The organism is Alphaproteobacteria bacterium (assembly GCA_004295055.1).
GTDB lineage: Bacteria > Pseudomonadota > Alphaproteobacteria > SHNJ01 > SHNJ01 > SHNJ01.
This window is the reverse complement of the sequence record SHNJ01000017.1, coordinates 1-24,226: the sequence shown is the minus strand read 5'-3', so window position 1 is coordinate 24,226 and position 24,226 is coordinate 1. Positions and strand designations below refer to the sequence as shown.

The window sequence follows — 24,226 nt, the reverse complement described above, 5'->3', positions numbered from 1 at the left end:
CTCTGCCTCTAGGTCATACTTATATGTTGTGCTTTGCCTAAACCCTGCTTAGACTCGGCCAGAATAGCGAAGGTGCCATGCGAGGTAAAGTCCGGGATTTCGACGTCAACAAGTTGGGCAAAATACTCAACAAAACCTATCCATGGGTTTTTTTGGCCCTGGCCGGCTTGTTTCTGCACGGCTTGTTAAAGGCCCCTAGTTGTACCGAAGGCCTGATGCCCTGCGCGCAATTATTGAATGTCGTCATGGGGTTAATCGCGGTTCAAGGACTTTATATGATCCGCCCATGGCTGAAAGTGCGGGAAAAAATTCTTAGCCTGGCGGTCGAACTGAAAATTCTGGATCGTATCCCCCGGTTCAAACGCAATATGAGCCTGGAAGAAGCCGCGCAAGGCGTTATCGTTACTTTGTCCAAATTGCAAGAAGACGCCCGCGCCACGACCGAGGCCATGCTGGCGTTACAGCAATCGCAAACCGATTTAATGGAAAGCCTGCCGGAGCCGGTTATGGTGCTGGATCCAGAATTGCACATTTTGCGCGCCAATAACAGCGCGCGGGAATTATTTCCGGATTTATTGGTCAGCAAAAATCTGATTACCATTTTGCGCGATCCGCAATTGCTGGAAACATGCCAGCGTTCGATTGCATCCGGCCAGGAAGACGATATCGAAGTTCATTTAAGCGTGCCGGTAGAACGCACTTTCCAAGCCCGCGTAAAGCCGATTCAACATCGCGGCTTTACGTTACAGGAACGGAAATCCGCTTTGTTGCTGTCATTGAACGACATCACCACCATCAAGCGCACCGAACAAATGCGCGCGGATTTCGTTGCCAATGTCAGCCATGAAATGAGAACGCCTTTGGCCAGCGTGCTGGGATTTGTGGAAACCTTGCAAGGCCCCGCGAGCAACGATGCAGCGGCGCAGAAAAATTTTCTGAAAATTATCGAAACCCAGGCAAAAAGCATGTCGCGGTTGGTCGAGGATTTGCTGTCCTTGTCGCGCATTGAAATGCGCGAACACCACCAGCCAGAGGATGCGGTGGAAATCGAACCGGTATTGAACAATATCGCGGTAATGCTGCAAATGCAGATAAAACAAAAAAACATGACCTTGCAGATCAAGACCGATGAAAATTTGCCGCAAGTGCAGGGCGATGCGGACGAATTGTTTCAGGTCATATCGAATCTTGTGACCAATGCCATCCGGTATGGCCGCCCAGGCACGCCCGTTATTGTCGAAGCCGGACAAACCACCGATATTCCGCCGCAATTTCCATTGTCACAGGAAAAAGTGGTTTTTGTCAGCGTTTCTGACCGTGGCATGGGTATTTCCGCGCAGCATATTCCACGCCTGACGGAACGATTTTATCGTGTCGACAAAGCCAGATCGCGCGAAGTCGGCGGCACCGGCCTTGGCCTTGCTATTGTAAAACATATCCTGAACCGCCATCGCGGCTGTCTTGTTGTTGAAAGTCAGGAGAATGTGGGCAGCAAGTTCACCATTTATCTGCCGATTTACAATTAAAACCCCCGCCGCCCATGAAATTGGAACACCCGGTCAAATTTTCAATCACCCGCGCAACATTTTGACCTAAAATTATGTCAGAGGCCGATGCGGCTGATATTTCTCTTTATAAGAAAAAACCCCAATATTTACAGGCGTTTTTGTCATAAATCCGTAATGTTACTGTAGTAAATGCTGGGACGCTTTGTTCCAACCTGTAACGGAGTTTTTCCATGAGAATATTTATTCTAACCATCCTGGCAGGGATCATTCTTGCCACTACCCCGGCTATGGCCCGCGATCAAATTCGAGTTGTCGGATCATCGACCGTTTATCCATTTTCCGCCGCAATCGCCGAATATTTGTCCCGCAATCCGGAATATACCGATATCGTCGTTGAAAGCACCGGCACCGGCGCCGGAATCAAATTGTTCTGCGCCGGCATTGGCGGCGAACATCCGGATATCACCAACGCTTCGCGCCGCATGAAAGATACCGAATTCAAAACTTGCAATGAAAACGGAGTTACTTCGATCAGCGAAGTAAAGCTGGGTTATGATGGCATCGTTCTGGCGCAATCGAAAAAAGCCGAACCGATCAATTTGACCTTGCGTCAAATTTATATGGCCTTGGCGCAAAAAGTTCCGCAAAACGGCAAATTGGTCGCCAACCCATACACGAACTGGAGCGATATCGACTCATCCTTGCCAAAAATTAAAATCAGCGTATTGGGCCCACCGCCATCTTCCGGCACCCGCGATTCTTTCGTGGAAATCGCCATGGAAGGCGGTTGCAAAACATTTAAGGAATTGTCGGAATTGAAAAAAACCGACGAAACAGCCTTTAAACAAGCTTGCCACACGCTGCGCGAAGACGGCGCTTTTGTTGAATCGGGCGAAAACGACAATTTAATCGTACAAAAATTGGAATCGAATCCGAAATTGCTGGGCATTTTCGGTTACAGCTTCCTCGATCAAAACCGCGATTATTTGCGCGCCGCCACCATCGATAAAACCGCGCCATCGGTGACCGCAATTCAATCCGGAAAATACGAATTGTCGCGCAGCCTTTATTTCTATGTGAAAAACGCGCACTTGGCGTCGATCAAAGGTTTGAAAGAATATATTGCCGAAGCTACTTCGGAAAAAACTTTTGGCGATAACGGATACCTGGTCAGCAAAGGCCTTGTCCCGCTGCCAAAAACCGAGCGCAAACAAATCCGCGAACAAGCGTTAAGCGCAAAACCGCTGACGATGTAAGCGATTATGATTCAAGGCGGGGGATTGCTCCCCCGCCTTTTATCTTTATAAACGGGGTATCGATGAGCCTATTTTTATACTTTATTTGCATTGTTGTTCTTGCTTCTTTCATTTCCTGGAAAATGGGCCGCACCAAAGCGATCGCCCTTTCCGGCGGCAAGCGCGCAAATTTAGCGTCGGTTCCCGGATATTATGGATTGTACGTGCTGTTGTGGAGCGCCCTGCCATCGATCTTGTTTTTTATTCTTTGGCAAACCGGCTCGCATCACATTTTACTGCAATGGATCAATTCCGCAATTCCGGTAGAAACATTATCCAACCCTGAAAAGATTTCTTTTATCATTTCCGATATTAAAACTCTGGCCGATGGCGGCGAGATTGCCCACACGCCGGATCCCTGGATGGTCGAAGCCGCGCAAAAATTATCTTATTATCAAAAAATGGCCGCCATCGGGCTGGTCACCGGCTTAATTGCCTGCGCGGCGGCGTTTGGATGGGTGGGATACAATAAAATTCGCGCCGATTTATCCGCGCGGTCGGTTTCAGACAAAATAATTGTTTTTCTTTTATGGCTGACCGCCACTCTGGCAGTATTTGTGACACTGGGCATCGTATTGTCACTGGCATTCGAAGCGTTCCAATTTTTTAAACGCATTCCGCTGCACGAATTCTTATTCGGCACCCATTGGAGCCCCCAAGTTTCGATCCGCAGCGGCCAGGTGGGATCATCCGGCGGTTACGGCGCGATACCGGTTTTTACCGGTACATTATTGATTACCGCCCTGGCCTTGCTGGTGGCGGTGCCGCTGGGATTGTTAAGCGCCATTTATCTTTCAGAATACGCCAAGCCGGAAACGCGCGCGATTGTAAAACCGGTGCTGGAATTGCTGGCGGGAATTCCAACCGTAGTATACGGTTTTTTTGCCGCGCTTTTAATCGGCCCGGCCTTAAACATGCTGGGAGAAAAAATCGGCCTCAATATCGAAGTTGAAAGCGCGCTAGCGGCTGGATTGACTATGGGCATAATGTTGATTCCGTTTATTTCATCCCTAAGCGATGATGTGCTGCATGCCGTTCCAACCAGCTTGCACGATGGATCGCTGGCCCTTGGCGCAACGCCGGCGGAAACCATAAAACATGTGGTTATTCCGGCGGCATTGCCGGGGATTGTCGGCGCGTGCTTATTGGCATTGTCCCGCGCGATCGGCGAAACCATGATCGTGGTAATGGCCGCGGGAATGGCCGCAAATCTGACTTTCAATCCGCTGGAATCGGTAACCACCGTGACGGTGCAAATCGTTTCATTGTTGGTCGGCGATCAAGAATTCGCCAGCACCACGACATTGGCGGCCTTTGCCATGGGATTGGTTTTGTTTGTTGTAACGTTGATTTTAAATTTTGTGGCCATTTACATCGTACGCACCTACCGTGAACAATATGAGTAGATCATGACAGAAAATACGCATTCCAAAAAACATCAGCCAATGAGCTGGCCGCCACTGCTGGAAAAAACCACGCATTTGCAACGGCGCTTGCGGGCGGAAAAGCGATTTCGTTGGTATGGAAAACTGGCGGTAACTTTATCGATCGCGGTTCTAGTAATGTTGCTAAGCTTAATCGGTTGGAATGCGCGCACCGCAATTTATCAAACCGTGCTTAATGTGGAAGTCTCGCTAGATCCGGCCATAATCGATGTCGATGAGATATATAAAGAATCGCATAATTTTTCCGATCTATACAAAGGCGATTTACAGGCGCCAATTGTCGCGGCGCTGCAGAAGATAATACCGGATGCGGAACCGCGCGATTTGCAAAAACTTATCAGCCGCGGCGCAAGTTCTGATGTATGGCAGTATATGCAAAAGAACCCGGATAAATTGGGACAAACCGTACAGTTGCAAATCCCGGCATCCAGCGATGTCGACATGGCGGTTAAAAACGGCCTGAACCGCAGCACCCCGGAAATAGACCGGCGGTTAAACGATATCCAATTATCGCGCGTGGAATCGTTGCAATCGGCTGGCGTTCTGGAAACAATTTTCAATTGGCGGTTTTTCACCGCAGGCGATTCCAGGGAACCGGAATTGGCCGGCATTCTGGCCAGTTTGGTTGGATCGTTGCTGACTATGTTGGTGACAGTTTTGTTTGCTTTGCCTTTGGGAATTGCGGCGGCAATTTATCTTGAGGAATTTGCCCCAAAAAACCGGTTCACCACGATCATCGAAACCAATATCAATAATTTGGCGGCGGTTCCATCGATTGTATATGGATTGTTGGGGCTGGCTATATTTTTGGGATTTCTTGGCATGCCGCGATCGGCGCCGTTGGTGGGCGGATTGGTGTTGGGATTAATGACCATGCCGGTCATTATTATCGCAACGCGCTCATCGCTTGATGCGGTGCCGCCATCCATCCGCGAAGGCGCGTTGGCGCTTGGCGCGTCTCCGGTGCAGGCCGTTTTTCATCATATACTGCCGCTTGCCATGCCGGGAATCATGACCGGCACGATCATTGGAATGGCCAGGGCGCTTGGCGAAACCGCGCCGTTATTAATGATCGGCATGGTTGCCTTTATCACCTCAACCCCGGATGGTTTTTTAAATCCATCTTCGGTTTTGCCGGTGCAGATTTTTATTTGGGCCGATAGCGCGGAACGCGGATTTGTCGAAAAAACCGCCGCCGGTATCGTCCTGTTGATTATTTTCTTGTTATTTATGAATGGGTTAGCTTTATACCTGCGTCATAAATTTGAAAAGAAATGGTAGTATAATCCCGGCAAAACAGAATGAAAGATTGGAGTGCGGATGGAAAACGTCGTTAGAATTACCAACAACAACATATACACTTTGCCGGTTTCCGAACCGCGCGAAACCAAAATCGCGGTTAAGGATTTACGCGTTACCTATGGCAACGGCGCCAAACTGGCCCTAAATGGCGTCAGCCTGGATATTCGCAACAAGGAAGTTACCGCCCTGATCGGTCCATCCGGTTGCGGCAAATCCAGTTTTTTGCGCTGCATGAACCGGATGAACGATTTGATCGAAGGCTGCGAAGTCAGCGGTGAAATTTATTTGGACGGCATCAATATTTACGCCGAATCGGTCGACGTAACGCAATTGCGCGGCCGCGTCGGCATGGTGTTCCAAAAACCGAACCCATTTCCGAAATCTATTTTCGACAACGTCGCCTATGGTCCGCGTATTCATGGCCTGACCCAGGATAAAGACGAATTGTTTTATATTGTCGAACAAAGCTTGATTCGCGCCGGTTTGTGGAAAGAAGTCAAGGATCGGTTGCACGACGGCGGCACCAATTTATCCGGCGGCCAGCAACAGCGTTTGTGCATTGCGCGCGCCATTGCGATCGACCCGGAAGTGATTCTGATGGACGAGCCTTGTTCGGCGCTTGATCCTATTGCCACCGCGAGAATCGAGGAATTGATTGCCGATATCCGTGAAAATTATGCGATCGTTATCGTAACCCATTCGATGCAGCAAGCCGCGCGCGTTTCGCAACGCACCGCATTCTTTCATATGGGCGAAATCGTCGAATGCGGCGATACCACGCAAATATTCAACGCGCCCCGCGACCAACGCACCCAAGGGTATATCACCGGCCGATTCGGATAAGACTCGTCATGCACAATCATTTCCAGGAACAGGAATCTATTTTTAAACTGCTTGCGGAAATGGGTGGCAATGCGGAACTGCAATTGTCCACCGCAATGGAAATATTTACCCGCAACAATCCGGAATTGGTGCAAAAGGTTGATGCCGCGGATCATCGCGTGGATCAGTTGGACCGCACCATAAACGATTTATGTTTTCAGTATGTAACGAAATACAGTCCGGTGGCGGACGATTTGCGCGCCGTATTTTCAACAATGAAAATCAGCCTGCACTTGGAACGCATAGGCGATTATTCCAAGAATATAGCCATACGATCATCGGTTTTGGACCACGACAAGTTGCAGAATATCCGTGGTGCAATTTCCCGCATGGGCGCCGCGGTAAAAAAATCCCTGTCCGAGGTTTTAAATACCATCAGCAACAAGGATTTCGAACTGGCCGTGCAGGTGTGGCGCAAGGATGCGGCCATCGACGAATTTTACAATACGATTTTCACCGACATTGTTCAAACCACCACAGCGCGGCCGATGGATGTGGGGGACGGAACGCATTTATTGTTCATATCCAGAAATCTGGAACGTATTGGCGATCATATCGGCAATATCGCCGAAGTGGTGCATTTTTGGGTTACCGGCCAGCGGTTGGAGGAACAGCGTCCATATTATGAAGATACCAGCCATTACGCGCCTTATAATCAACCGGGTCTTGATCTTCCCGCCAACGTCAATACCAATAGTCCCAATTCAACTATTAAGAAAATATCATGAAACAGTCCATTTTAGTCGTCGAAGACGATGTCGCCATTGCCACTTTGCTGAAATACAATCTGGAACAAGAGGGATTCAACGTTACCTTGGCCCATGACGGCGAAGAAGCCTTGATCCAGGTGAAAGAAAGCAAGCCGGATTTAATTTTGCTGGATTGGATGCTGCCATTGATTCCTGGGATCGAAGTGTGCCGTCAATTGCGCCGCGAAAACGATTTCCGCAACGTGCCGATTATCATGATTACCGCCAAGGGCGAGGAGGCCGATAAGTTGCGCGGCCTCAATTCCGGCGCCGACGATTATATTACCAAGCCATTTTCCCCCGCCGAGGTCAGCGCACGTATTCGCGCCGTTATGCGCCGGAGCAATCCGAACAGCGAAGCTGATGTTTTAACATTCGGCGATATCGTGCTGGATACGACCACCTTCCGCGTCAAGCGCGCCGGGCGCGATATTCATTTGGGCCCAACCGAATTCCGTTTATTGCGCCATTTCCTGGAAAACCCGCAGCGCGTATTCAGCCGCGAACAATTGCTGGATGCCGTGTGGGGGCAAAATGTCTATGTCGAGGCGCGCACCGTGGACGTGCATATCCGCCGCCTGCGCAAAGCGATCAATATCGAAGGGTGCGACGATATTATCCGCACCGTCCGTTCGGCGGGATATTCGCTGGATCAGAACGAAGTGGCTTAATTAATCTGCTCTTTCGGCGGCAGTTGTTTCATCAAATAATATAAGATCGCAAGGCCCGGAACGGCAGCCGCCGCGGTTGCCACGAAAAACCAAACCCAACCAATACTGGCGACCATATAGCCGCTGCCGGACGACAACACCGTCCGCCCCAGCGCCATTAACGACGTCAGAATCGCGTATTGGGACGCGGTATATTGCAAATTGCACAAGGCCGATAAATAGGCGACAAATGCCACGCCGCCGATTCCGCTGGTGAAATTTTCAACGCCGATGGTCGCAGTTAGCATCCATAAATCGTGCCCGACCATCGCCTGCACTGAAAATAGAAAATTCGACAATAATTGCAGAATGCCGCCAATCCAAAGGCTGCGCATCATGCCGATCCGCCGCACCATTTCGCCGCCCGCAAAGCCGCCGATCAGAAACGCGATGGGCCCGAAGATTTTAGTGATATTGGCGATTTCAACCTTGGTAAACTGCAATTCCAAGTAAAATGGGGTTGCGAGCGAGGTTGCCAAAGCGTCACCCAGTTTGAATAATAAAATAAAAGCGGCGATCCAAATCCAATGCGACCGGCGGGAAAAATCCAGCAACGGCTCGATCACGCTTTGGCGCAGGCTTACTTGCAATTTGCCTTCGCGCGCCAAATCCGTGCGTGATTTAGGACAAAGCCAGCAAATAAAGGACAACGCCAGCATCAAAACGGCCATTATTTTGTAAACGTAATTCCAGCTATACCCGTAAATCGAAGGATCGGCGAGATATAGCGCGCCAGCACCCGCAATCAACATGCCAAGGCGGTATCCCACCGCATGCACCGCCGCGCCAGCACCCATGACGTGCGCGCGTTCCTGCAATTCGATCCGGTATGCGTCGGACACGATATCCTGGCTGGCGGAAAAAAACGCCAGCATTAAGCAAACCAGCGCCATATCCCATAATTGAGTCTGCGGATCCATTGAACTAAGCGCATAAGCGCTTGCAGCCAGCAATATTTGCGTGACAAACAGCCAGCTAAGCCGATGGCCCAATAAGCGCGATAGCACGGGAATGGAAATAGAATCTTTCAGCGGCGCCCACAGAAATTTTAAACTGTACGGCAGCCCAACCAGCGCAAACAAACCGATGGTTTTAATATTAACGCCGGTTTCAGTCAACCAGGCCGACAAGGTGGAAAGCGTCAGCAACAACGGCAAGCCGCTGGCAAGACCCAGATAAAAAATAACGATCAGATTGCGGTCGCGGTAAAATTGCAGCGCCTTGCTATTGATCATACTAGCGCCAATTTCGATTGAACCAGTTTTTGCAAATCCGCTTGCGGACGTGCGCCAATATGCGAGATGATTTCACCGGCGCAAATAGCCGCTATGTGGCCGCAACGTTCCAGCGGATATCCGGCGGCAAGGCCGAACAAAAATCCGCCGGCGTATAAATCGCCGGCCCCGGTCGTGTCGACCACATTCACTTTTTCAGCGGCGATCGGGATAGTGTTATTCCGGTCCACCACCAATGATCCTTGATCGCTTCGGGTGATAACGCCCAGATTGCAATCACGGCGCATGTGGGAAATCGCTTCATCCAAATCGCCGGTTTGGTAGAATGAAATTATTTCCGATTCATTGGCGAATAAAATATCGACATGATCGTGTACAAACCGGCGGATTTCATCCCTATACCTATCCACCAACCACGCATCGGACAATGTCAATGCAACGCGGTTTCCGCCCGCGTGGCTTAATCCCGCCGCCAATTGCAAATGCGGACGCACGCTGGCGACATCCCACAAATATCCTTCGATAAAAAATATTTTGGATTTGGCCAGCAAATGTTCGTCGATATCGGATTTTTCGATTCCGGTGCAAGCGCCCAGAAATGTGTTCATGGTGCGCTGTCCGTCCGGCGTCACGCATATCATCGACCGCGCCGTGCTGGGCCCTGCCCCGGTTTTGGCGGTTTTGAAATGTACGCCCAACGACTGCATGTCGTTTGCAAAAATATTTCCCACATCGTCTTCTTTAACCTTGCCGATATAGGCCACGCGGCTGCCGAGCATCGCTGCGCCAACGCAACTATTCGCAACCGCGCCACCAGCAACGGTTTTGGGGGACGGTAAGGCCTTGTATATGCGTTCCGCCTCTTCCTGGCTGACCAGGGTCATCGCCCCCTTACGCATGTTATGTTTGCTAATAAATTGCTCGTCGATCGAGGCCAGGACATCGACAATCGCGTTGCCGATACCGAGTAAATCATAAGGGGATGACATATAGTAACTCTTTGGATCTATTGATGAAATTAACGGCTTATTATAGGGGCAGATATGTTTTCCCCAAGGCATAAGCACAAACTATCCCCCAATTTTTTTAATTTACTATCGTATCTTTTTCAGGCATAATTACCCCCAATTATAAATAGAACAGGGTAAGGCCAGGACGACAGTTTTGGTTGCACGGGACAATTGCTATTAAATTTGATGAATATCAAATTTTGGAACCATAATTTTGCTATGGGAACGATTATATGATCTTAAAAAGGCAAGACCTTTTGGGAGAACAAGGCAATTACCTGCAAGAAGAGGCTTTGGCCAGTCTGGCCAAAACCACGCCGATCACCATTGGCGGCGCGAATCCAACCGCGCAAGCAGATACAAATGGCAATCGACCGCAACCAGCCCCTGTTGTAAAGGCCGTACCGGCTAATCCCTCCCCCACTCCAGCAAAAGCAGAGGTTTCTTCGATGACCCAAGCCAATCCCACATTCCAGAATTCTCCGATGAATGCAGCCCCAGCCGCCAACGGCCAAGCCAGCCATCAGCCGGCACCAAATATTTTCAATGCTGGATATGCCAATCCGCAAAATAACGCGCCAAATTTTGCACCGGCCGCGCAGCAACAACCGGCCGCGCCGATTTATGCCGCAAACCCCGCGCCAGCCGCACCGGCGCCGCAACCAACGCGTTTGGAAACGAGACAACAACAAGGCGGCGAAGGCCGCCGCTTGGTGGTCGGTCCCGATATTTCGCTGAATGGCGAAATCACCACTTGCGATATCCTGGTGGTCGAAGGCCACGTTCAAGCGGCCCTGAAGGATTGCAAACAAATTGAAATCGCGCCATCCGGCACGTTCAAAGGCAATGCCGAAATCGATAACGCCATGGTGGCCGGAAATTTTGAAGGCAATTTAACCGTGCGCAACCGCTTGCATGTGATGCCAGGCGGTAAAATCACCGGATCGGTGCGTTATGGCACGATCCAAGTGGATGCCGGCGGCGAAATTAACGGCGATTTACAGTCTTTGTCGGCCACGCCGCGCGCCGCAGCGCCAACGCAACCAGCCAATCAAACCCGCGCCAATAATAATCAGCAACGTGGCGGCGGATATCAAGGCCAAGGCGGCCTGTATGGCACATCTTCCGGCGGGTTCTAATTGAACTCCGGATCCCTTACTGACACACTTACCCACGCCCGGGAACGGTTGTGTAAGCGCATTGCCCGTTTACAAAAAATCGGCACGGCGCTTGCGATAACTTGCGGATTGAGTTTATTTGCTGTGCCGATTGTTGGAATTGCCGTTGGTAGCGCGTTCAAAATTCCGCTTATGTTCGATATTGCAGTCATGGGATTTTTATCGGCCCCGGCAACATGGTTTGCGGCTGCGATGATTATGCGCCGTCAAGAACGGCTTGAGCAGATCGAACGGAATATGCGGCCGGAAATGGTGATGCAAAGAATACGAGAATTTATAGAAGGCGATGAAATCAAAACTATTGTGTCAGAACCAAAATCAAGAACACCGGCACCTGATCAAGCTACTCGATTTGAAATATCTTCACTTTTTCGATCCCGGCGCAGATGATAATCAATTTTCTAGAATTCTATCCGGATACTGACATTGTTTTACAACCGGGCAACGGAAACATTCCGGCCGGCGCGCCTTGCAAATATAGCGCCCATGCAGAATGATCCAATGATGCGCGTGACGTTTGAATTTTTCCGGAACGCGTTTTTCCAAATTCAATTCCACTTCCAGCGGATTTTTTCCCGGCGCCAGGCCGGTACGATTCGATACGCGGAATATATGCGTGTCGACCGCTAGGGTCGCCTGACCAAACACCACATTCAAAACCACATTGGCGGTTTTGCGCCCAACGCCCGGCAATTTTTCCAATTCTTCGCGCGTGCGCGGAACTTCGCCGCCGAATTCATCGATCAGAATCTTCGACAGCGCGATAATATTTTTTGCCTTGGCATTATAAAGACCGATGGTTTTGACATAATTTTTCAAACCCGCCTCGCCCAGCACCAACATTTTTTGTGGGCTATCGATTTTTTTAAATAAATCTTTGGTGGCTTTGTTGACGCTGGCATCGGTTGCTTGCGCCGATAACACCACCGCCACCAACAGCGTAAATGGATTTTTATATTCCAATTCTGTCTTAGGTTCCGGATTCGCCGCCTGTAAAATCGAAAAAAATTGTTCGATTTCTGCGGAGCTCATCAGGCGCTGTTTGGCTTTTTTTACAGGTGGCATAAACCACTCATATCCTATCGTCCATAACCCGTATATTGAAATTAATATAAATGTAACTTGACATTAATTGTAATATTATATATATTATAATTAATAAATAGTAATAATATTATATTAACATTATATAGAGCATGGAAGGTGAATATGTCTAGAGACGAAGTTGTAAGACTGATGTTGTTACGGCAAAGACAAATGGCGGAACAAAGGCGATAGTTAAGCCAATAAGTCGGCCATGCCATACAGGCTTGGTTTTTGTTTCAAAAGCCAATGAGCCGCATCCAGCGCACCGCGCGCGAACAATTCGCGATTCAAGGCGCGGTGCGTAATTTCCAGCCGTTCGTACGATCCCAGAAAATGCACATGATGTTCGCCAATGACATCGCCGCCGCGCAGCGCGTGAATGGCGATTTGATCGGCTGGCCGCGCGCCAGTTTGCCCTTCGCGTCCATAAATATATTTACTTTTATCGAGGCCACGCGCATCCGCCGCCGCCTTGGCCAAATTCAGCGCGGTGCCCGATGGCGCATCGACTTTTTTGGCATGATGGGTTTCAATAATTTCCACCGCATAACCCGCGCCCAATAATCTGGATGCTTGCGCGACCAGTTGCTGGGCGACGAATACGCCCTTACTCATATTATTAGCGTGAAAAATTGGAATCGTTTTCGCGACTTCTCTCAAGCTCGTAAATTGCGCATCACTTAATCCGGTAGTGCCGGACACGAGTGGTTTTTTATATTCGGCGCATAGTTTCGCCCAATCGCCAGTCGATTCCGCTCGGGTAAATTCAATCACCAAATCGGATTTGGATATATTTTGCTTATCATTGGCAAGACTGGCGCGTGACAAAGTTCCGGCCAATGCAAACCGCGCGTCGCTTTGCACGGCCGCGATAATTTGCTTGCCCATACGCCCATTCGGGCCAATCACACAGATGGAAATTGGTTTCATATCTTCCTATAGCTGGGAATGGGCAGAAAAAACAATGGATTAATGGCGACAATATAATTATCCGTTAAAAATATATTTGTTGATTAATAGGAAATATATTCTTAAAGTATTGGTCAATCAAAAGGAGTTCCGATGTCTGCACCAGCCGATACAAAACCATTAATTCAAATGATCGATGCCGCCGAGTATAAAAAGCTGGCGGCCACTATGGAAGCAGCGACTGTTGCCGATATTTTAGACGCATTGAATCATGCCCAGGGGAAAAATTTGCTTAGCGCCTTTGCTGCTTATGCTATTGCCTATGGAGCCGTAACCGCTGATAAAGATGAAAAATTATTGGTGGGCAAAAAGCCAGAATCCGAATTTTCTGAAGCAAGTTCCAATACAAATTGGGAAGTTTTTACTGCCGCTGTGAAAAAAGGCCTTAAATATTGTGGCTATTCGCGCGATCAATTGGAGTTTACCCGTGATTCACTAATGGCCGCCGCAAAACATGGGAAATTTGAGAATGCGGGAGCAGTCGCAAATGTTTACGAAGATATTCTTTTGATCATGGCTGCATTAAAAAGATTGGAGACTACTACTAGTGGTGGTGCCGCTAAATTTGCGTCTACTGCTGGAGCAGCTACTATTTCTTTGGTTGTAATGGAAGCATGGCGCACGCACGGTCAGCAAAAATAGCTAATTACAGGCTATACCAGGCTTTAATCTTGAGGAAATAATGGGTATGGCATCATCAAGATGGCCAGAGGACGAAGTTCCGCAGAGGCTAAAAGCTGCATTAAATGTATTAAAACCAGATTTTAATGCCATTGCCCAAGGATTATGGCCGCATATTATTCGGATTGCTCGCGTTGTCAAAAAGCATGCTGGGACAAATGGACAAATAGGGGCGGATGATCTTGCTCAAGAATGCTGGGTGCGCTTTCAATGTAAAGCTAAAGAACTAGATACCAGTGGTATATTATCTTGGTTTTATGCCGTTGCAAGACACCTGATTTCAAAACAACGCAAGCAACATACGAGAAACAAAAAATATACAGAAAAAACATTCAAGCATAGACGCTTTTTGGGCAAATCCGATACAAAAGGTGGCAGCCCCCTCGCAGACAAGACCTTAGCCTATATTGAGAGTCTATCGCCTGAAGAACAGGATGCATTACTTTTAATTCACGGATATAACTATAGCTACAAACAAGCTGCGGCAGCCTTAGACGTTACTGTCAGTACGGTTAATAATTGGGCAAATCGTGGTAAAAACAAAGTGCGGGGAAAAATAGAAGGCGACCCGAAACAAGTGCGCTTTCATCCTATAACTCGGGATGCGCGATAAATTAATTACTGTCTTGATCCATAAAATCTTTGATTTTATCAAAAAACCCGCTGGATTCCGGTGTCGATTTATCGCCCAGCGAGTCTTGCAATTCTTTCAATAATTGCTGCTGCTTTTTATTCAAATGCACTGGGGTTTCAATGCGCAAATCGACGAACATATCGCCGCGCGATTTGGCGCGCATGATATTCATGCCTTGGCCCTTTAACCGGAATTGCTGGCCGAATTGCGCGCCGGCGGGAATGGATAGTTTCTGCATCTTGCCATCGATGGTCGGAATTTCCACCTGTCCGCCCAAGGCCGCCGTGGTCATGGGAATTGGAATCGAGGCGAATAAATTCGCGCCATCGCGTTTGAAAAAACGGTGCGGTTGCACGGCAAGAAAAATGTATAAATCACCGGCATTGCCGCCACGCATGCCGGGTTCGCCCTCGCCGGCAAGACGAATACGCGTACCATCTTCGACGCCGGCGGGAATATTGACCGCCAAAGTTTTTTCTTTGCGCACGCGCCCGGCGCCGGAACAAGTTTTACATGGTTTGGCGATCACTTGGCCCTGACCGTTACAGGCGGTGCAGGTGCGTTCCACCATAAAGAATCCTTGATTGGATCTTATTTTGCCGCTGCCGTGGCAATAATTACAAGCCGCCGGCGCGGAACCATCGGCCGAACCCGATCCGTTGCAATCGTTGCAAGTGGCGGAACCTGGAACGCGAATTTGCGTATCCTTGCCATGGAACGCATCTTCTAAACTAAGTTCCATATTGTACCGCAAATCGGCGCCGCGGCCGGTGGAACCGCGTTGGCGGCCACCCATGAAATCGCCGAACATTTCTTCGAAAATATCGGCAAAGGACGATGTGAAAGAGAAATCGCCGAATCCGTCCGCACCGCCAAATCCACCTTGTTCAAAGGCGGAATGGCCATACCGATCATAAGCCGCGCGTTTTTGATCGTCGGACAGAACTTGATAGGCTTCGTTTAATTGTTTGAATTTGGCTTCGGCTTCTTTGTCGCCGGGATGACGGTCGGGATGGCAATCCATCGCCTTTTTACGAAACGCGGCTTTGATCGAGGCACCGTCGGCGGTGCGTTCAATTTCGAGAAGCTGGTAATAATCGATTTTGGACATTCGTAGACCGTATACGATAGACGGTAGACCGCAAACAAAAACCTTATCGGTCTACTGTCTACGGCCTACTGATTACTGCTTATCTTCTTTTACTTCCGAAAATTCCGCATCGACGACTTTTTCGGCGCCGTCCGGTTTGCTTGCATCCGCGCCGCCAGCCGCGCCAGCATCGCCCGTTGGCGATCCTTCGGCGGTTTGCTGCGCCTTATACATGGCTTCGCCCAGTTTCATGGACGCTTGCGCCAATTTTTCGGCGCGTTGTTGAATCGCGGCGGCATCTTCGCCATCCTTGACCGATTTCAGATCGGCAATCGCGTCTTCGATGGCGCGCTTTTCATCCGCCGATACTTTATCGCCAAAATCTTTCAGCGATTTTTCCGAACTGTTGATCAAGGCTTCGGCCTGGTTGCGCGCTTCGGCCAAGGCGCGGCGTTTTTTGTCTTCCGCTTCATGTTCTTTGGCGTCATCGACCATTTTCTTAATATCCGCATCCGACAAACCGCCGGTGGCCTGGATACGGATTTGCTGCTCCTTGCCGGTGGCTTTGTCTTTTGCCGACACGCTGACGATACCGTTGGCGTCAATGTCGAAGGTGACTTCGATTTGCGGAACGCCGCGCGGCGCAGGCGGAATGCCCATCAAGTCAAACTGGCCGAGCAATTTATTGTCCGCCGCCATTTCGCGTTCGCCCTGGAACACACGGATGGTTACCGCGGTTTGATTATCTTCGGCCGTGCTGAACACTTGCGATTTCTTGGTTGGGATCGTGGTGTTGCGTTCAATCAAACGCGTAAACACGCCGCCCAGCGTTTCGATACCGAGCGACAATGGGGTAACATCCAGCAACAATACGTCTTTGACATCGCCTTTTAATACGGCGGCCTGAATGGCGGCACCGACGGCAACGACTTCATCCGGATTCACGCCGCGATGCGGTTCTTTGCCGAATAATTTTTTCACGGCTTCGACAACGCGCGGCATACGGGTTTGACCGCCGACCAGAATCACTTCGTTGATATCGGACGGGGTAACGCCAGCGTCTTTCAACGCTTTGCGGCATGGTTCCATGGTCGATTCGATCAAATCTTCGACCAAGGATTCCAATTTCGCGCGGGTCAGCTTCAATGTTAAGTGTTTTGGACCCGACGCATCGGCCGTGATGTACGGCAAATTGATTTCGGTTTCGGTCGATGACGACAGCTCGATTTTGGCTTTTTCCGCCGCTTCTTTCAAACGCTGTAATGCCAATTTGTCGTTGCGCAAATCCACCGTTTGATCTTTTTTGAATTGATCGGCCAGAAAGTCGATGATGCGTTTGTCGAAATCTTCGCCGCCAAGGAACGTGTCGCCGTTGGTTGCCTTGACTTCGAATACGCCATCGCCGATTTCAAGAATCGATACGTCGAACGTACCGCCGCCCAAATCGTACACGGCGATCGTGCCCGTGGCTTTTTTCTCCATGCCATAAGCCAGCGCCGCGGCGGTCGGTTCGTTGATGATACGCAAAACTTCTAGGCCAGCGATTTTGCCGGCATCGCGCGTCGCTTGGCGTTGCGCGTCGTTGAAATAAGCGGGAACGGTAATGACCGCTTCAGTAACTTTTTCGCCCAAATAAGCTTCGGCGGTTTCTTTCATTTTTTGCAAAATGAATCCGGAAATTTGTTCCGGCGCGTATTTTTTGCCGCGCGATTCCGTCCATGCGTCGCCATTATCGCCTTTGACGATTTTATATGGCACCATAGATAAATCTTTTTTGACGATTGGATCGTCGTATTTGCGGCCAATCAAACGCTTGACGGCGTAAAAAGTATTGTCGGGATTGGTCACGGCTTGGCGTTTTGCGGATTGCCCAACCAACCGTTCGCCTGACTCCAGAAATGCGACTTGCGATGGGGTGGTGTTCGCGCCCTCGACGTTGATGATGACTTTTGGCGTTTTGCCTTCCATCACCGCGACGCAAGAATTGGTGGTGCCTAAATCGATTCCGATAACGCGTGCCATAATAACTCCTTATAATCTCTCAACTTTTCAATTATTTAGTTAAATCTGTATAGGTTCTTTTATGCATATAGGAAAGGTGATTTTGCGATTCAAGGAAAGACCAGGGATAAAATTGACATTTTTATGCGATCTGCCATAAATATGTCTGTAAAGGAAATATAATTACAAGGGAGTTCTGTGATGAATAAAAATACAGCGAAACCGCTGCAAGGCGTCAAAATCGCTTTTATCGATGACGAAATTGCCGCCGCGCGGCCTTATCGTGACTGGCTGGCGAATGCCGGGGCGGAAGTTTTTTATTACGATGGTTTGCGCGCCGCGCATCAGGCATTGAGCAGCGGTCAACCCTTTGATTTCGCGATTCTGGATTTAACCATGCCGTCAGAAGATTTGTTGAGCGAAGCGCAAGAGCGTGAACTGGCCAGAGCAAATTCCTTGATTTTACTGCGCGATTTTCATCAGCGCTTAAAAGACAAAAAAATGGGCTTATTGATTCTATCCAATCGCGGGTCATTTTTTGAACCGGGATCGAAGCATGCTTCGATATTGAAATCCGCCTTCGAAAAATTGGGGATCGATATGAATAGCCGCAATATTGAATTTTACACCAAAATAGATTTAGCAGCCAAAGCGGCGCCTGAGCTTATTCGGCACGTGCTGACATATTGCAGAGCGGCTTAAGTTTCAATCATGGCATTCCGCGTAGTGCAAATCGCGCCGGGAAAACCGGACCGATTGTTCGAAGGTTTTAACGTCGGCGATTTAATTAAAAGCTGGCGAGTTTTCACGGATCTGCGCATGCGTTGCGCGTGGAATGCGAAGATGCGACCGGGTAATGGCATCCGGTTACCTGGCAGTCCCATCCGGAATTGGTCAATCAATTGCGCGGTATCAGTTTGCAATTGTCGCGGCAAAAACCGCAGCGATGCGAAGCAAGACCGCTGCCGTCTTATGCCGATTTTATAATAGAATGGCTGCGCCTGGCGGGGCTGGCGCGGTAATTACGCCTGCACATCCACTTTTGGCATATCTGCTGGCGGAGTTCCGGCGGATTTAGAAACACCGACCAATGCCGGACGCAGCAGGCGGTCATGAATCATGTAGCCGGCTTGCAAAACCTGCATGATGATGCCGGCCGGCTTGTCGGCGGATTCCACTTCGAACATGGCCTGATGTTTATTGTAATCGAATGTCTCGCCAATTTTGGGATCGATTTTTTTGACGCCGTGTTTTTCAAAGGCGCTCAGCAATTCTTTTTCCGTCAATTCAACGCCGGTGATCATATTCTTGATCGCCGGATTGGCCGCGTCTTCTTTTTGCGCGGCATCCAACGTGCGGCGAAGATTGTCCGATACGTTCAACAAATCGCGGGCAAAATTCGCCGCCGCATATTTCATTCCGTCTTCTTTGTCTTTTTCCAAACGTTTGCGCGCATTTTCCGATTCCGCCATCTGGCGCAACAATTGATCTTTCAGCGCGCTGATTTCGCCCTGCAATTTTTGCGTATCGCCCATTTCCGGCTTTAATTCCGAAATGTTGTTTGGCGTTTCTTCGTTTTCGGCTGCATTTTCGTTTTTCTTTACAGCATCAGATTTTTGCATGTTTTACCTCTTGCTCGGCGGAATTTTGTTCTAACATATTCGAAATTACCTTGGCGGTATAGTCCACCATTGGAATTATACGGCCATAATTCATCCGGGTTGGGCCAATAATGCCGATCGTGCCAATCACTTTGCGGTTTTGATCGCGAAATGGCGCGGCGATCAAGGAACAACCCGACAGGGAGAATAATTCATTATCCGCCCCGATGAATATTTGCATGCCATCGGCCCCCGCGGCTGCATCCAATAATTTAATGTACGCATCGCGCGATTCCAATACCTGCATTAAATGGCGTATTTTGGCGAGATCTTCGACCTCGGTCACTTGATCCAGCAAATTGGCCTGGCCGCGCACCACCAACACCTGATCGCCGGCGGTCATCGGGTTGATATAGCTGACAAGGCCGGCCTCGACCACTTTTGCGGTCAATTGATCGAGTTCGGCTTTGTAAGCGCGCATTTCTTCGCGCAACAAATGCCGCGCATCTTCGACCGTTTTTCCGACCAAATGATAACTGAGATAATTTCCGGCTTCGATCAGGGATGATGGCGGCAGGCCAAGCGGCAAATCAATCATCCGGTTCTCAATTTGGCCATTTTCAAACACCAGCACCACCAATGCCCTGCCCGGCGCCAAAGTGACAAATTCAATATGCTTTAACAAACTGTCGCCCTTCGGCACGGCCACGATCCCGGCGCAACGCGACAAGCCGGACAAAGCCGAGGTTGCGTCGGTCAGCATTTGTTGCAGGCTTTTGCCCCTGCTTTGGCACTGGATTTTGATGCGGGTTTGTTCATCGACCGATAAATTGCCGATTTCCAGAATACCGTTGACGTAATGTTTTAATCCAATTTCGGTCGGCAGCCGCCCAGCCGATTTATGCGGCGCGTACAATAACCCCGATTTTTCCAAATCCGCCATTACATTGCGGATCGAAGCTGGCGACAAATTCATCCCCGGCAACCCGGCAATCGCGGACGATCCGACGGGCTCGCCAGTCTGCAAATGCAGATCGACGATGCGGCGGAATATATCGCGGGTACGTTCGGTAAGTTCCGGAATCATGAAAAGAATATAGAAATCGCCGTTATTTAATGCAAGGTCTTATACCCGGCCATTGGCGCGGCCTGTTTCCAGCGTTTTATAAACAGCCGCGCTTAAAGGCGGCGCGCCAATCCCATAGCGGTCGTTAGGGCCCGGCGGACTAAAGGGTTGCCGATATTCGCGCAATGGCGGCAACGGCCGGAATGGCAATCTGGGCGGCGCATAGAAAACCGCCGCGCCCCAAACGCTGGCGGTTGCCAATATTAATTTTGATACATGCACCCGATCCGGCGCCTTGCCATTGTCACCGGCATTGTCCGCCATGCGAACGGGAAAAGAGCTTGCGGGGCGACCGGCGCACAGCGACAATACGGCATAAAAAATATTATACGCAATCAACGTTGCGGCGCCGGCATGCGCGGCCCCAAATCCAATCTTGGAACATGCAGTCATCAGTTTTTGCATGGATCCCATATTCAGCGCGCCTGCGAAATACGCGCCCATAACCGGTATCCATGCGGCCATAGAAGTTGCCACGCAGGCAAGGCCGTATTTAAAGCCGCGCCAAAGGCCCGAATTCAAAAACATCATGGCGCGCATGACGCCAATTCTTCCGGCCGTGGCGCTGGAATCGACGCACACACTGCTGTTTCCGTTATTGAAAATTTCTACGGTTTTAAAAGTTGTATCGTTATTCATGTCCCAACGCTGTTAATTGGCAAACAAGGCCAACCGAATAATTAGCGGTGATAAGAGTGGTCTAATATAGTAATATTTGCCGGCGGCGGATTATTTTTATGCATTAATCTATCGACACCTATTCCAACGGCCAAGCCCAGCGCAACCGCAACGAATGCGCCGATAGCCGCGCCGCTGACGGCAAACAGCGCCGTTCTGTTGTCCGCAATGTCATTGCAGGACAAGACTTCCGGTTTTTCGCCAATACTAGAAGCCGCGCTTCCGGCAATAACACCGACAACAATACAAATAGGAGCCACCACGATTGTAGCCGCTGTTCCTGCGGCCCAAGACCATCCGCCAATTGCGCCACCAATAGCGGAGGGAATGGTAACAGCGGCGGCACAAATAAAGGCAAAGGTTTTGGTGGAAAAATCGCCTGCAACTAAATCTGCGATTGGTTGGCCAATATCCACGGGATCGGTTAATGCTGAATTCATTTATTTACTCCGCGCATTAATCAAGGCTTGCGCCACAGTGAAACTGGTTGCATCCACAGCACCAGTATGCGTTGAATTTACTGAAGTTTTAGGGTGGATAAAATGATCGGTAACCAATCCTGCACTTATACCCACCAAAATAGCGGCGACACCGCCTGCAATTTTACCATTTCTTGCGGCAACGGGATGATCTTCGCGCGCACCATCGTCATCTTCGCAACCAACACCCACATGATAAGCGAGTCCTGCGATTAATTCGCCTGCAAGCCCTCCATATTCCATGGCTTTAGGAAAAATAACGGCGGAGATAGCGGCGGCAACCAAAAAAGGCGCATTGCCTGCCAAAGCGATTACCCCCAAACCTGCAACCGCCGTGGCGGTATAGGCCCACCAAAATCCAGCGCTGTGGCCGGAATCCTCGGTATCGGCTTTTGCAGTAGGTACAGTGTGGGCCATAATTCCCTCCGCGAATAAAGTTGCAGCGCTTATTTATTTTGCTATGCTTTGGCGAGATTATAATAAGACCTTTATTTTTGTCAATTTAACAGAAACGATTTTCATGCGCCATAACGCCCGCCAGCCCCACCAGCTTAGAAAAATTGAATTAATTCCGGGATTTAGCAAACATGCCGAGGGGTCATGCCTGGTTAAATTTGGCGATACGCATGTGATTTGCACGGCCAGCATCGATACATCGGTGCCGCCCTGGTTACGCAATACCGGCAAGGGTTGGGTGACCGCCGAATATGGCATGTTGCCACGCGCTACCAACGAACGCACCGACCGCGAAGCCGCCAAGGGAAAACAGTCCGGCCGCACCCAAGAAATTCAACGGCTGATCGGACGGGCGTTGCGATCGGTGATTGATTTGACCATGCTTGGCGAAAAACAAATTAAAATTGATTGCGATGTGATTCAGGCCGATGGCGGCACGCGTACCGCATCCATCACCGGCGGATATGTGGCGTTATATTTGGCGCTGAACGGTTTGAAAAAAACCGGCCTTATTTCCAAATGGCCGATCCGCGAGGAAGTCGCCGCCATTTCATCCGGCATTATCAAAGGCACGCCGATGCTGGATTTGGATTATAACGAAGATTCTGGCGCCGAGGTCGATGCGAATTTTGTGATGACCGCATCGGGTAAAATTGTCGAGGTGCAAGGCACCGCCGAAGGCGCGCCGTTTTCCTCGGACGATCTGCAAAAATTATTGCAATTATCCAGCGACGGCATCAAACAATTGATCGAATTGCAACGCAAGGCCGTTGCTTAAGACTTTTATGAAGAAATTACTGCTCGCCACCCATAACTCCGGCAAAATTCAAGAATTCAAGGCGCTATTGACGCCGCTGCAAATCGAAATCCTGTCGGCGGCCGATTACCGCCTGATCGAACCCGCCGAAACCGGAACCACATTCGAAGAAAATGCGGCGATCAAGGCGCTGGCCGGGATGAAGGCGACCGGCTTACCGTCACTGGCCGACGATTCGGGGATTTGCGTACCTTCATTGAATAACGCGCCCGGCGTTTACACCGCCGATTGGGCTGGCGTGCCGCGCAACTGGATGACCGCGATGCAACGCGTGCACGACGAACTGGGCGCATCAAAAGATCGTCGCGCCTATTTCGTTAGTTTACTGGCGCTATGTTTGCCAAGTGGCGAGATTAAATATTTTCGCGGTGAGGTTTGGGGAGAATTGATTTGGCCGGTACGCGGCGAAAAAGGATTTGGATTCGATCCGATGTTTAAACCTGACGGGTACGATCAAACCTTTGCCGAAATGCAGCCTGCATTGAAAAATCAGATTTCCCACCGGGCAAAGGCGCTGGAGCAATTTTTATTGTGGCTGTCGCAACAAGCCGCGGCTTAAGATGATTGGATTGCGGCTTTGGTAAATTTTCTGGCGATTTGGGAGTTTCTGCCGGGCTCGCCAATTTATTATTAGTGGTCATCGCGCCATAAGAAAGATCCGATACAGTGGGTCCAATTTTTGGCGCAACAGCAGTACCTATCCAACAAGCAGTGGCCCCCATACAAACAGCTTTCCAACAACGCCGGAAACTGAACCGATCCAATGCGGCGGTTTTACCATTAAGATAATCTTGATAAGAAGGCATTGCCGACCAAGGAAACAACCCAGCACGCCCATCGGTTTCACGCAATAATAAATGATCTATTGCATCTGCCGCAAAACTTGCGACCGCGCCGATAACAATCGATGCGGATACGGGTGTAATCGTGGACATAAATCTGGCGGCCGCTTCCGCACCGGTTTTCCAAACTGGTAAATCATTCCAAGCTTTGACAAACGTCACCGCCAACATGTTTATAAATACAATCCCGGCTGTTGCGATCCATAAATTTCCTTTTACTTTATCGCTAAAAGAATCCATATGCGGTTGCGGTTCAAACAACGGATCTGGTTCCTGCTTACAAACGGCAGCGTTTTTAGGCGCGGGCTTTACTTCAGGCTTAGCAACGATATTCCGATCCAGGTCGCGGTAAAGTTGTCTTCGGCCAGCGGGGCCAATTTTGCCAATTTCGCAAAACAACGCATGATCATCGGAAAAATATTCTTCCAAAATCTGCCACATTTCCTGTTTTG

The 24,226-nt window shown here is 49.7% G+C and carries 25 protein-coding genes; 14 read left to right on the top strand and 11 right to left on the bottom strand.

Annotation, left to right across the window (positions count from 1 at the left end; all coding sequences use genetic code 11):
- The first annotated feature begins 77 nt into the window (after positions 1-77).
- The 7 genes from EYC62_04550 to phoB all read left to right on the top strand — a co-directional run bounded on the left by EYC62_04550 (position 78) and on the right by phoB (position 7,852).
- The gene (locus EYC62_04550) at positions 78-1,526 is read left to right on the top strand and encodes a PAS domain-containing sensor histidine kinase (protein ID TAH35300.1); all 1,449 of its coding nucleotides are present in this window, start codon (positions 78-80) and stop codon (positions 1,524-1,526) included.
- 212 nt (positions 1,527-1,738) lie between these two features.
- Complete coding sequence (locus tag EYC62_04545) at positions 1,739-2,764, top strand: phosphate ABC transporter substrate-binding protein (GenBank protein TAH35299.1); 1,026 nt, start codon at positions 1,739-1,741, stop codon at positions 2,762-2,764.
- A gap of 62 nt (positions 2,765-2,826) precedes the next feature.
- Positions 2,827-4,209: a phosphate ABC transporter permease subunit PstC gene (gene pstC / locus EYC62_04540; GenBank protein ID TAH35298.1), complete on the top strand. Its 1,383-nt coding sequence runs from the start codon at positions 2,827-2,829 to the stop codon at positions 4,207-4,209.
- A gap of 39 nt (positions 4,210-4,248) precedes the next feature.
- A complete protein-coding gene (gene pstA / locus EYC62_04535) occupies positions 4,249-5,529 on the top strand; it encodes a phosphate ABC transporter permease PstA (GenBank protein TAH35375.1) in 1,281 nt (426 codons plus the stop codon).
- Between the two features lie 39 nt (positions 5,530-5,568).
- Complete coding sequence (locus tag EYC62_04530) at positions 5,569-6,393, top strand: phosphate ABC transporter ATP-binding protein (GenBank protein TAH35297.1); 825 nt, start codon at positions 5,569-5,571, stop codon at positions 6,391-6,393.
- A complete protein-coding gene (gene phoU, locus EYC62_04525; GenBank protein ID TAH35296.1) occupies positions 6,315-7,160 on the top strand; it encodes a phosphate signaling complex protein PhoU in 846 nt (281 codons plus the stop codon). The genes EYC62_04530 and phoU overlap by 79 nt, the downstream gene beginning before the upstream one ends.
- Positions 7,157-7,852: a phosphate regulon transcriptional regulatory protein PhoB gene (gene phoB, locus EYC62_04520; GenBank protein TAH35295.1), complete on the top strand. Its 696-nt coding sequence runs from the start codon at positions 7,157-7,159 to the stop codon at positions 7,850-7,852. Before phoU ends, phoB begins: the two co-directional genes overlap by 4 nt.
- On the opposite strand, the gene EYC62_04515 is transcribed toward phoB, so the two are convergent.
- Together EYC62_04515 and EYC62_04510 are read right to left on the bottom strand one after the other, a co-directional pair.
- Positions 7,849-9,126 carry an MFS transporter gene (locus EYC62_04515; protein TAH35294.1) on the bottom strand — a complete coding sequence of 426 codons (1,278 nt, stop codon included), beginning with the start codon at positions 9,124-9,126 and terminating at the stop codon, positions 7,849-7,851. The two genes, phoB and EYC62_04515, sit on opposite strands and share 4 nt — an antisense overlap.
- Positions 9,123-10,115: an adenosine kinase gene (locus EYC62_04510; GenBank protein TAH35293.1), complete on the bottom strand. Its 993-nt coding sequence runs from the start codon at positions 10,113-10,115 to the stop codon at positions 9,123-9,125. Before EYC62_04510 ends, EYC62_04515 begins: the two co-directional genes overlap by 4 nt.
- A 254-nt stretch (positions 10,116-10,369) precedes the next feature.
- Here EYC62_04510 and EYC62_04505 point away from each other — a divergent pair, with 254 nt between their 5' ends.
- Together EYC62_04505 and EYC62_04500 are read left to right on the top strand one after the other, a co-directional pair.
- A complete protein-coding gene (locus EYC62_04505) occupies positions 10,370-11,275 on the top strand; it encodes a hypothetical protein (protein TAH35292.1) in 906 nt (301 codons plus the stop codon).
- On the top strand, positions 11,276-11,704 hold the full coding sequence (locus EYC62_04500; protein ID TAH35291.1) for a hypothetical protein: 429 nt from the start codon (positions 11,276-11,278) through the stop codon (positions 11,702-11,704). It abuts the gene before it with no gap.
- A gap of 3 nt (positions 11,705-11,707) precedes the next feature.
- Here the strand turns inward: EYC62_04500 and nth are convergent, their stop codons facing one another.
- Both nth and EYC62_04490 read right to left on the bottom strand, forming a co-directional pair.
- Entirely contained in the window at positions 11,708-12,346 is a 639-nt protein-coding gene (gene nth, locus EYC62_04495) for an endonuclease III (protein TAH35374.1), read from the bottom strand.
- 246 nt (positions 12,347-12,592) lie between these two features.
- Positions 12,593-13,330: a 4-hydroxy-tetrahydrodipicolinate reductase gene (locus EYC62_04490; GenBank protein TAH35290.1), complete on the bottom strand. Its 738-nt coding sequence runs from the start codon at positions 13,328-13,330 to the stop codon at positions 12,593-12,595.
- A 132-nt stretch (positions 13,331-13,462) separates the two neighbouring features.
- On the opposite strand from EYC62_04490, the gene EYC62_04485 reads away from it, so the two are divergent.
- Positions 13,463-14,011 (top strand): hypothetical protein, encoded by a 549-nt coding sequence (locus EYC62_04485; GenBank protein ID TAH35289.1) that lies wholly within the window; start codon positions 13,463-13,465, stop codon positions 14,009-14,011.
- Between the two features lie 40 nt (positions 14,012-14,051).
- Positions 14,052-14,663 (top strand): RNA polymerase sigma factor, encoded by a 612-nt coding sequence (locus EYC62_04480; GenBank protein TAH35288.1) that lies wholly within the window; start codon positions 14,052-14,054, stop codon positions 14,661-14,663.
- Position 14,664: 1 nt separating this feature from the next.
- Here the strand turns inward: EYC62_04480 and dnaJ are convergent, their stop codons facing one another.
- Complete coding sequence (gene dnaJ / locus EYC62_04475) at positions 14,665-15,795, bottom strand: molecular chaperone DnaJ (GenBank protein ID TAH35287.1); 1,131 nt, start codon at positions 15,793-15,795, stop codon at positions 14,665-14,667.
- A 72-nt stretch (positions 15,796-15,867) separates the two neighbouring features.
- The gene (gene dnaK / locus EYC62_04470) at positions 15,868-17,796 is read right to left on the bottom strand and encodes a molecular chaperone DnaK (GenBank protein ID TAH35286.1); all 1,929 of its coding nucleotides are present in this window, start codon (positions 17,794-17,796) and stop codon (positions 15,868-15,870) included.
- A 180-nt stretch (positions 17,797-17,976) separates the two neighbouring features.
- Here dnaK and EYC62_04465 point away from each other — a divergent pair, with 180 nt between their 5' ends.
- A complete protein-coding gene (locus tag EYC62_04465) occupies positions 17,977-18,477 on the top strand; it encodes a response regulator transcription factor (GenBank protein ID TAH35285.1) in 501 nt (166 codons plus the stop codon).
- Positions 18,478-18,797: 320 nt separating this feature from the next.
- Here EYC62_04465 and grpE read toward each other — a convergent pair whose 3' ends face one another.
- From grpE to EYC62_04440, 5 genes are read right to left on the bottom strand one after another with little or no spacing between them, the layout of a single operon-like run.
- Positions 18,798-19,397, bottom strand: a complete 600-nt coding sequence (gene grpE, locus EYC62_04460) for a nucleotide exchange factor GrpE (protein TAH35284.1) — start codon at positions 19,395-19,397, stop codon at positions 18,798-18,800.
- Positions 19,384-20,463: a heat-inducible transcriptional repressor HrcA gene (gene hrcA, locus EYC62_04455; GenBank protein TAH35283.1), complete on the bottom strand. Its 1,080-nt coding sequence runs from the start codon at positions 20,461-20,463 to the stop codon at positions 19,384-19,386. Before hrcA ends, grpE begins: the two co-directional genes overlap by 14 nt.
- A 39-nt stretch (positions 20,464-20,502) precedes the next feature.
- Complete coding sequence (locus tag EYC62_04450) at positions 20,503-21,141, bottom strand: hypothetical protein (protein TAH35282.1); 639 nt, start codon at positions 21,139-21,141, stop codon at positions 20,503-20,505.
- Positions 21,142-21,182: 41 nt separating this feature from the next.
- Complete coding sequence (locus EYC62_04445) at positions 21,183-21,620, bottom strand: hypothetical protein (GenBank protein TAH35281.1); 438 nt, start codon at positions 21,618-21,620, stop codon at positions 21,183-21,185.
- On the bottom strand, positions 21,621-22,076 hold the full coding sequence (locus EYC62_04440) for a hypothetical protein (GenBank protein ID TAH35280.1): 456 nt from the start codon (positions 22,074-22,076) through the stop codon (positions 21,621-21,623).
- Between the two features lie 103 nt (positions 22,077-22,179).
- Between EYC62_04440 and EYC62_04435 the strand changes: the two genes are divergently transcribed.
- Complete coding sequence (locus EYC62_04435) at positions 22,180-22,893, top strand: ribonuclease PH (protein TAH35279.1); 714 nt, start codon at positions 22,180-22,182, stop codon at positions 22,891-22,893.
- 7 nt (positions 22,894-22,900) lie between these two features.
- Entirely contained in the window at positions 22,901-23,491 is a 591-nt protein-coding gene (gene rdgB, locus EYC62_04430) for an RdgB/HAM1 family non-canonical purine NTP pyrophosphatase (protein TAH35278.1), read from the top strand.
- Positions 23,492-24,226: the final 735 nt, after the last annotated feature.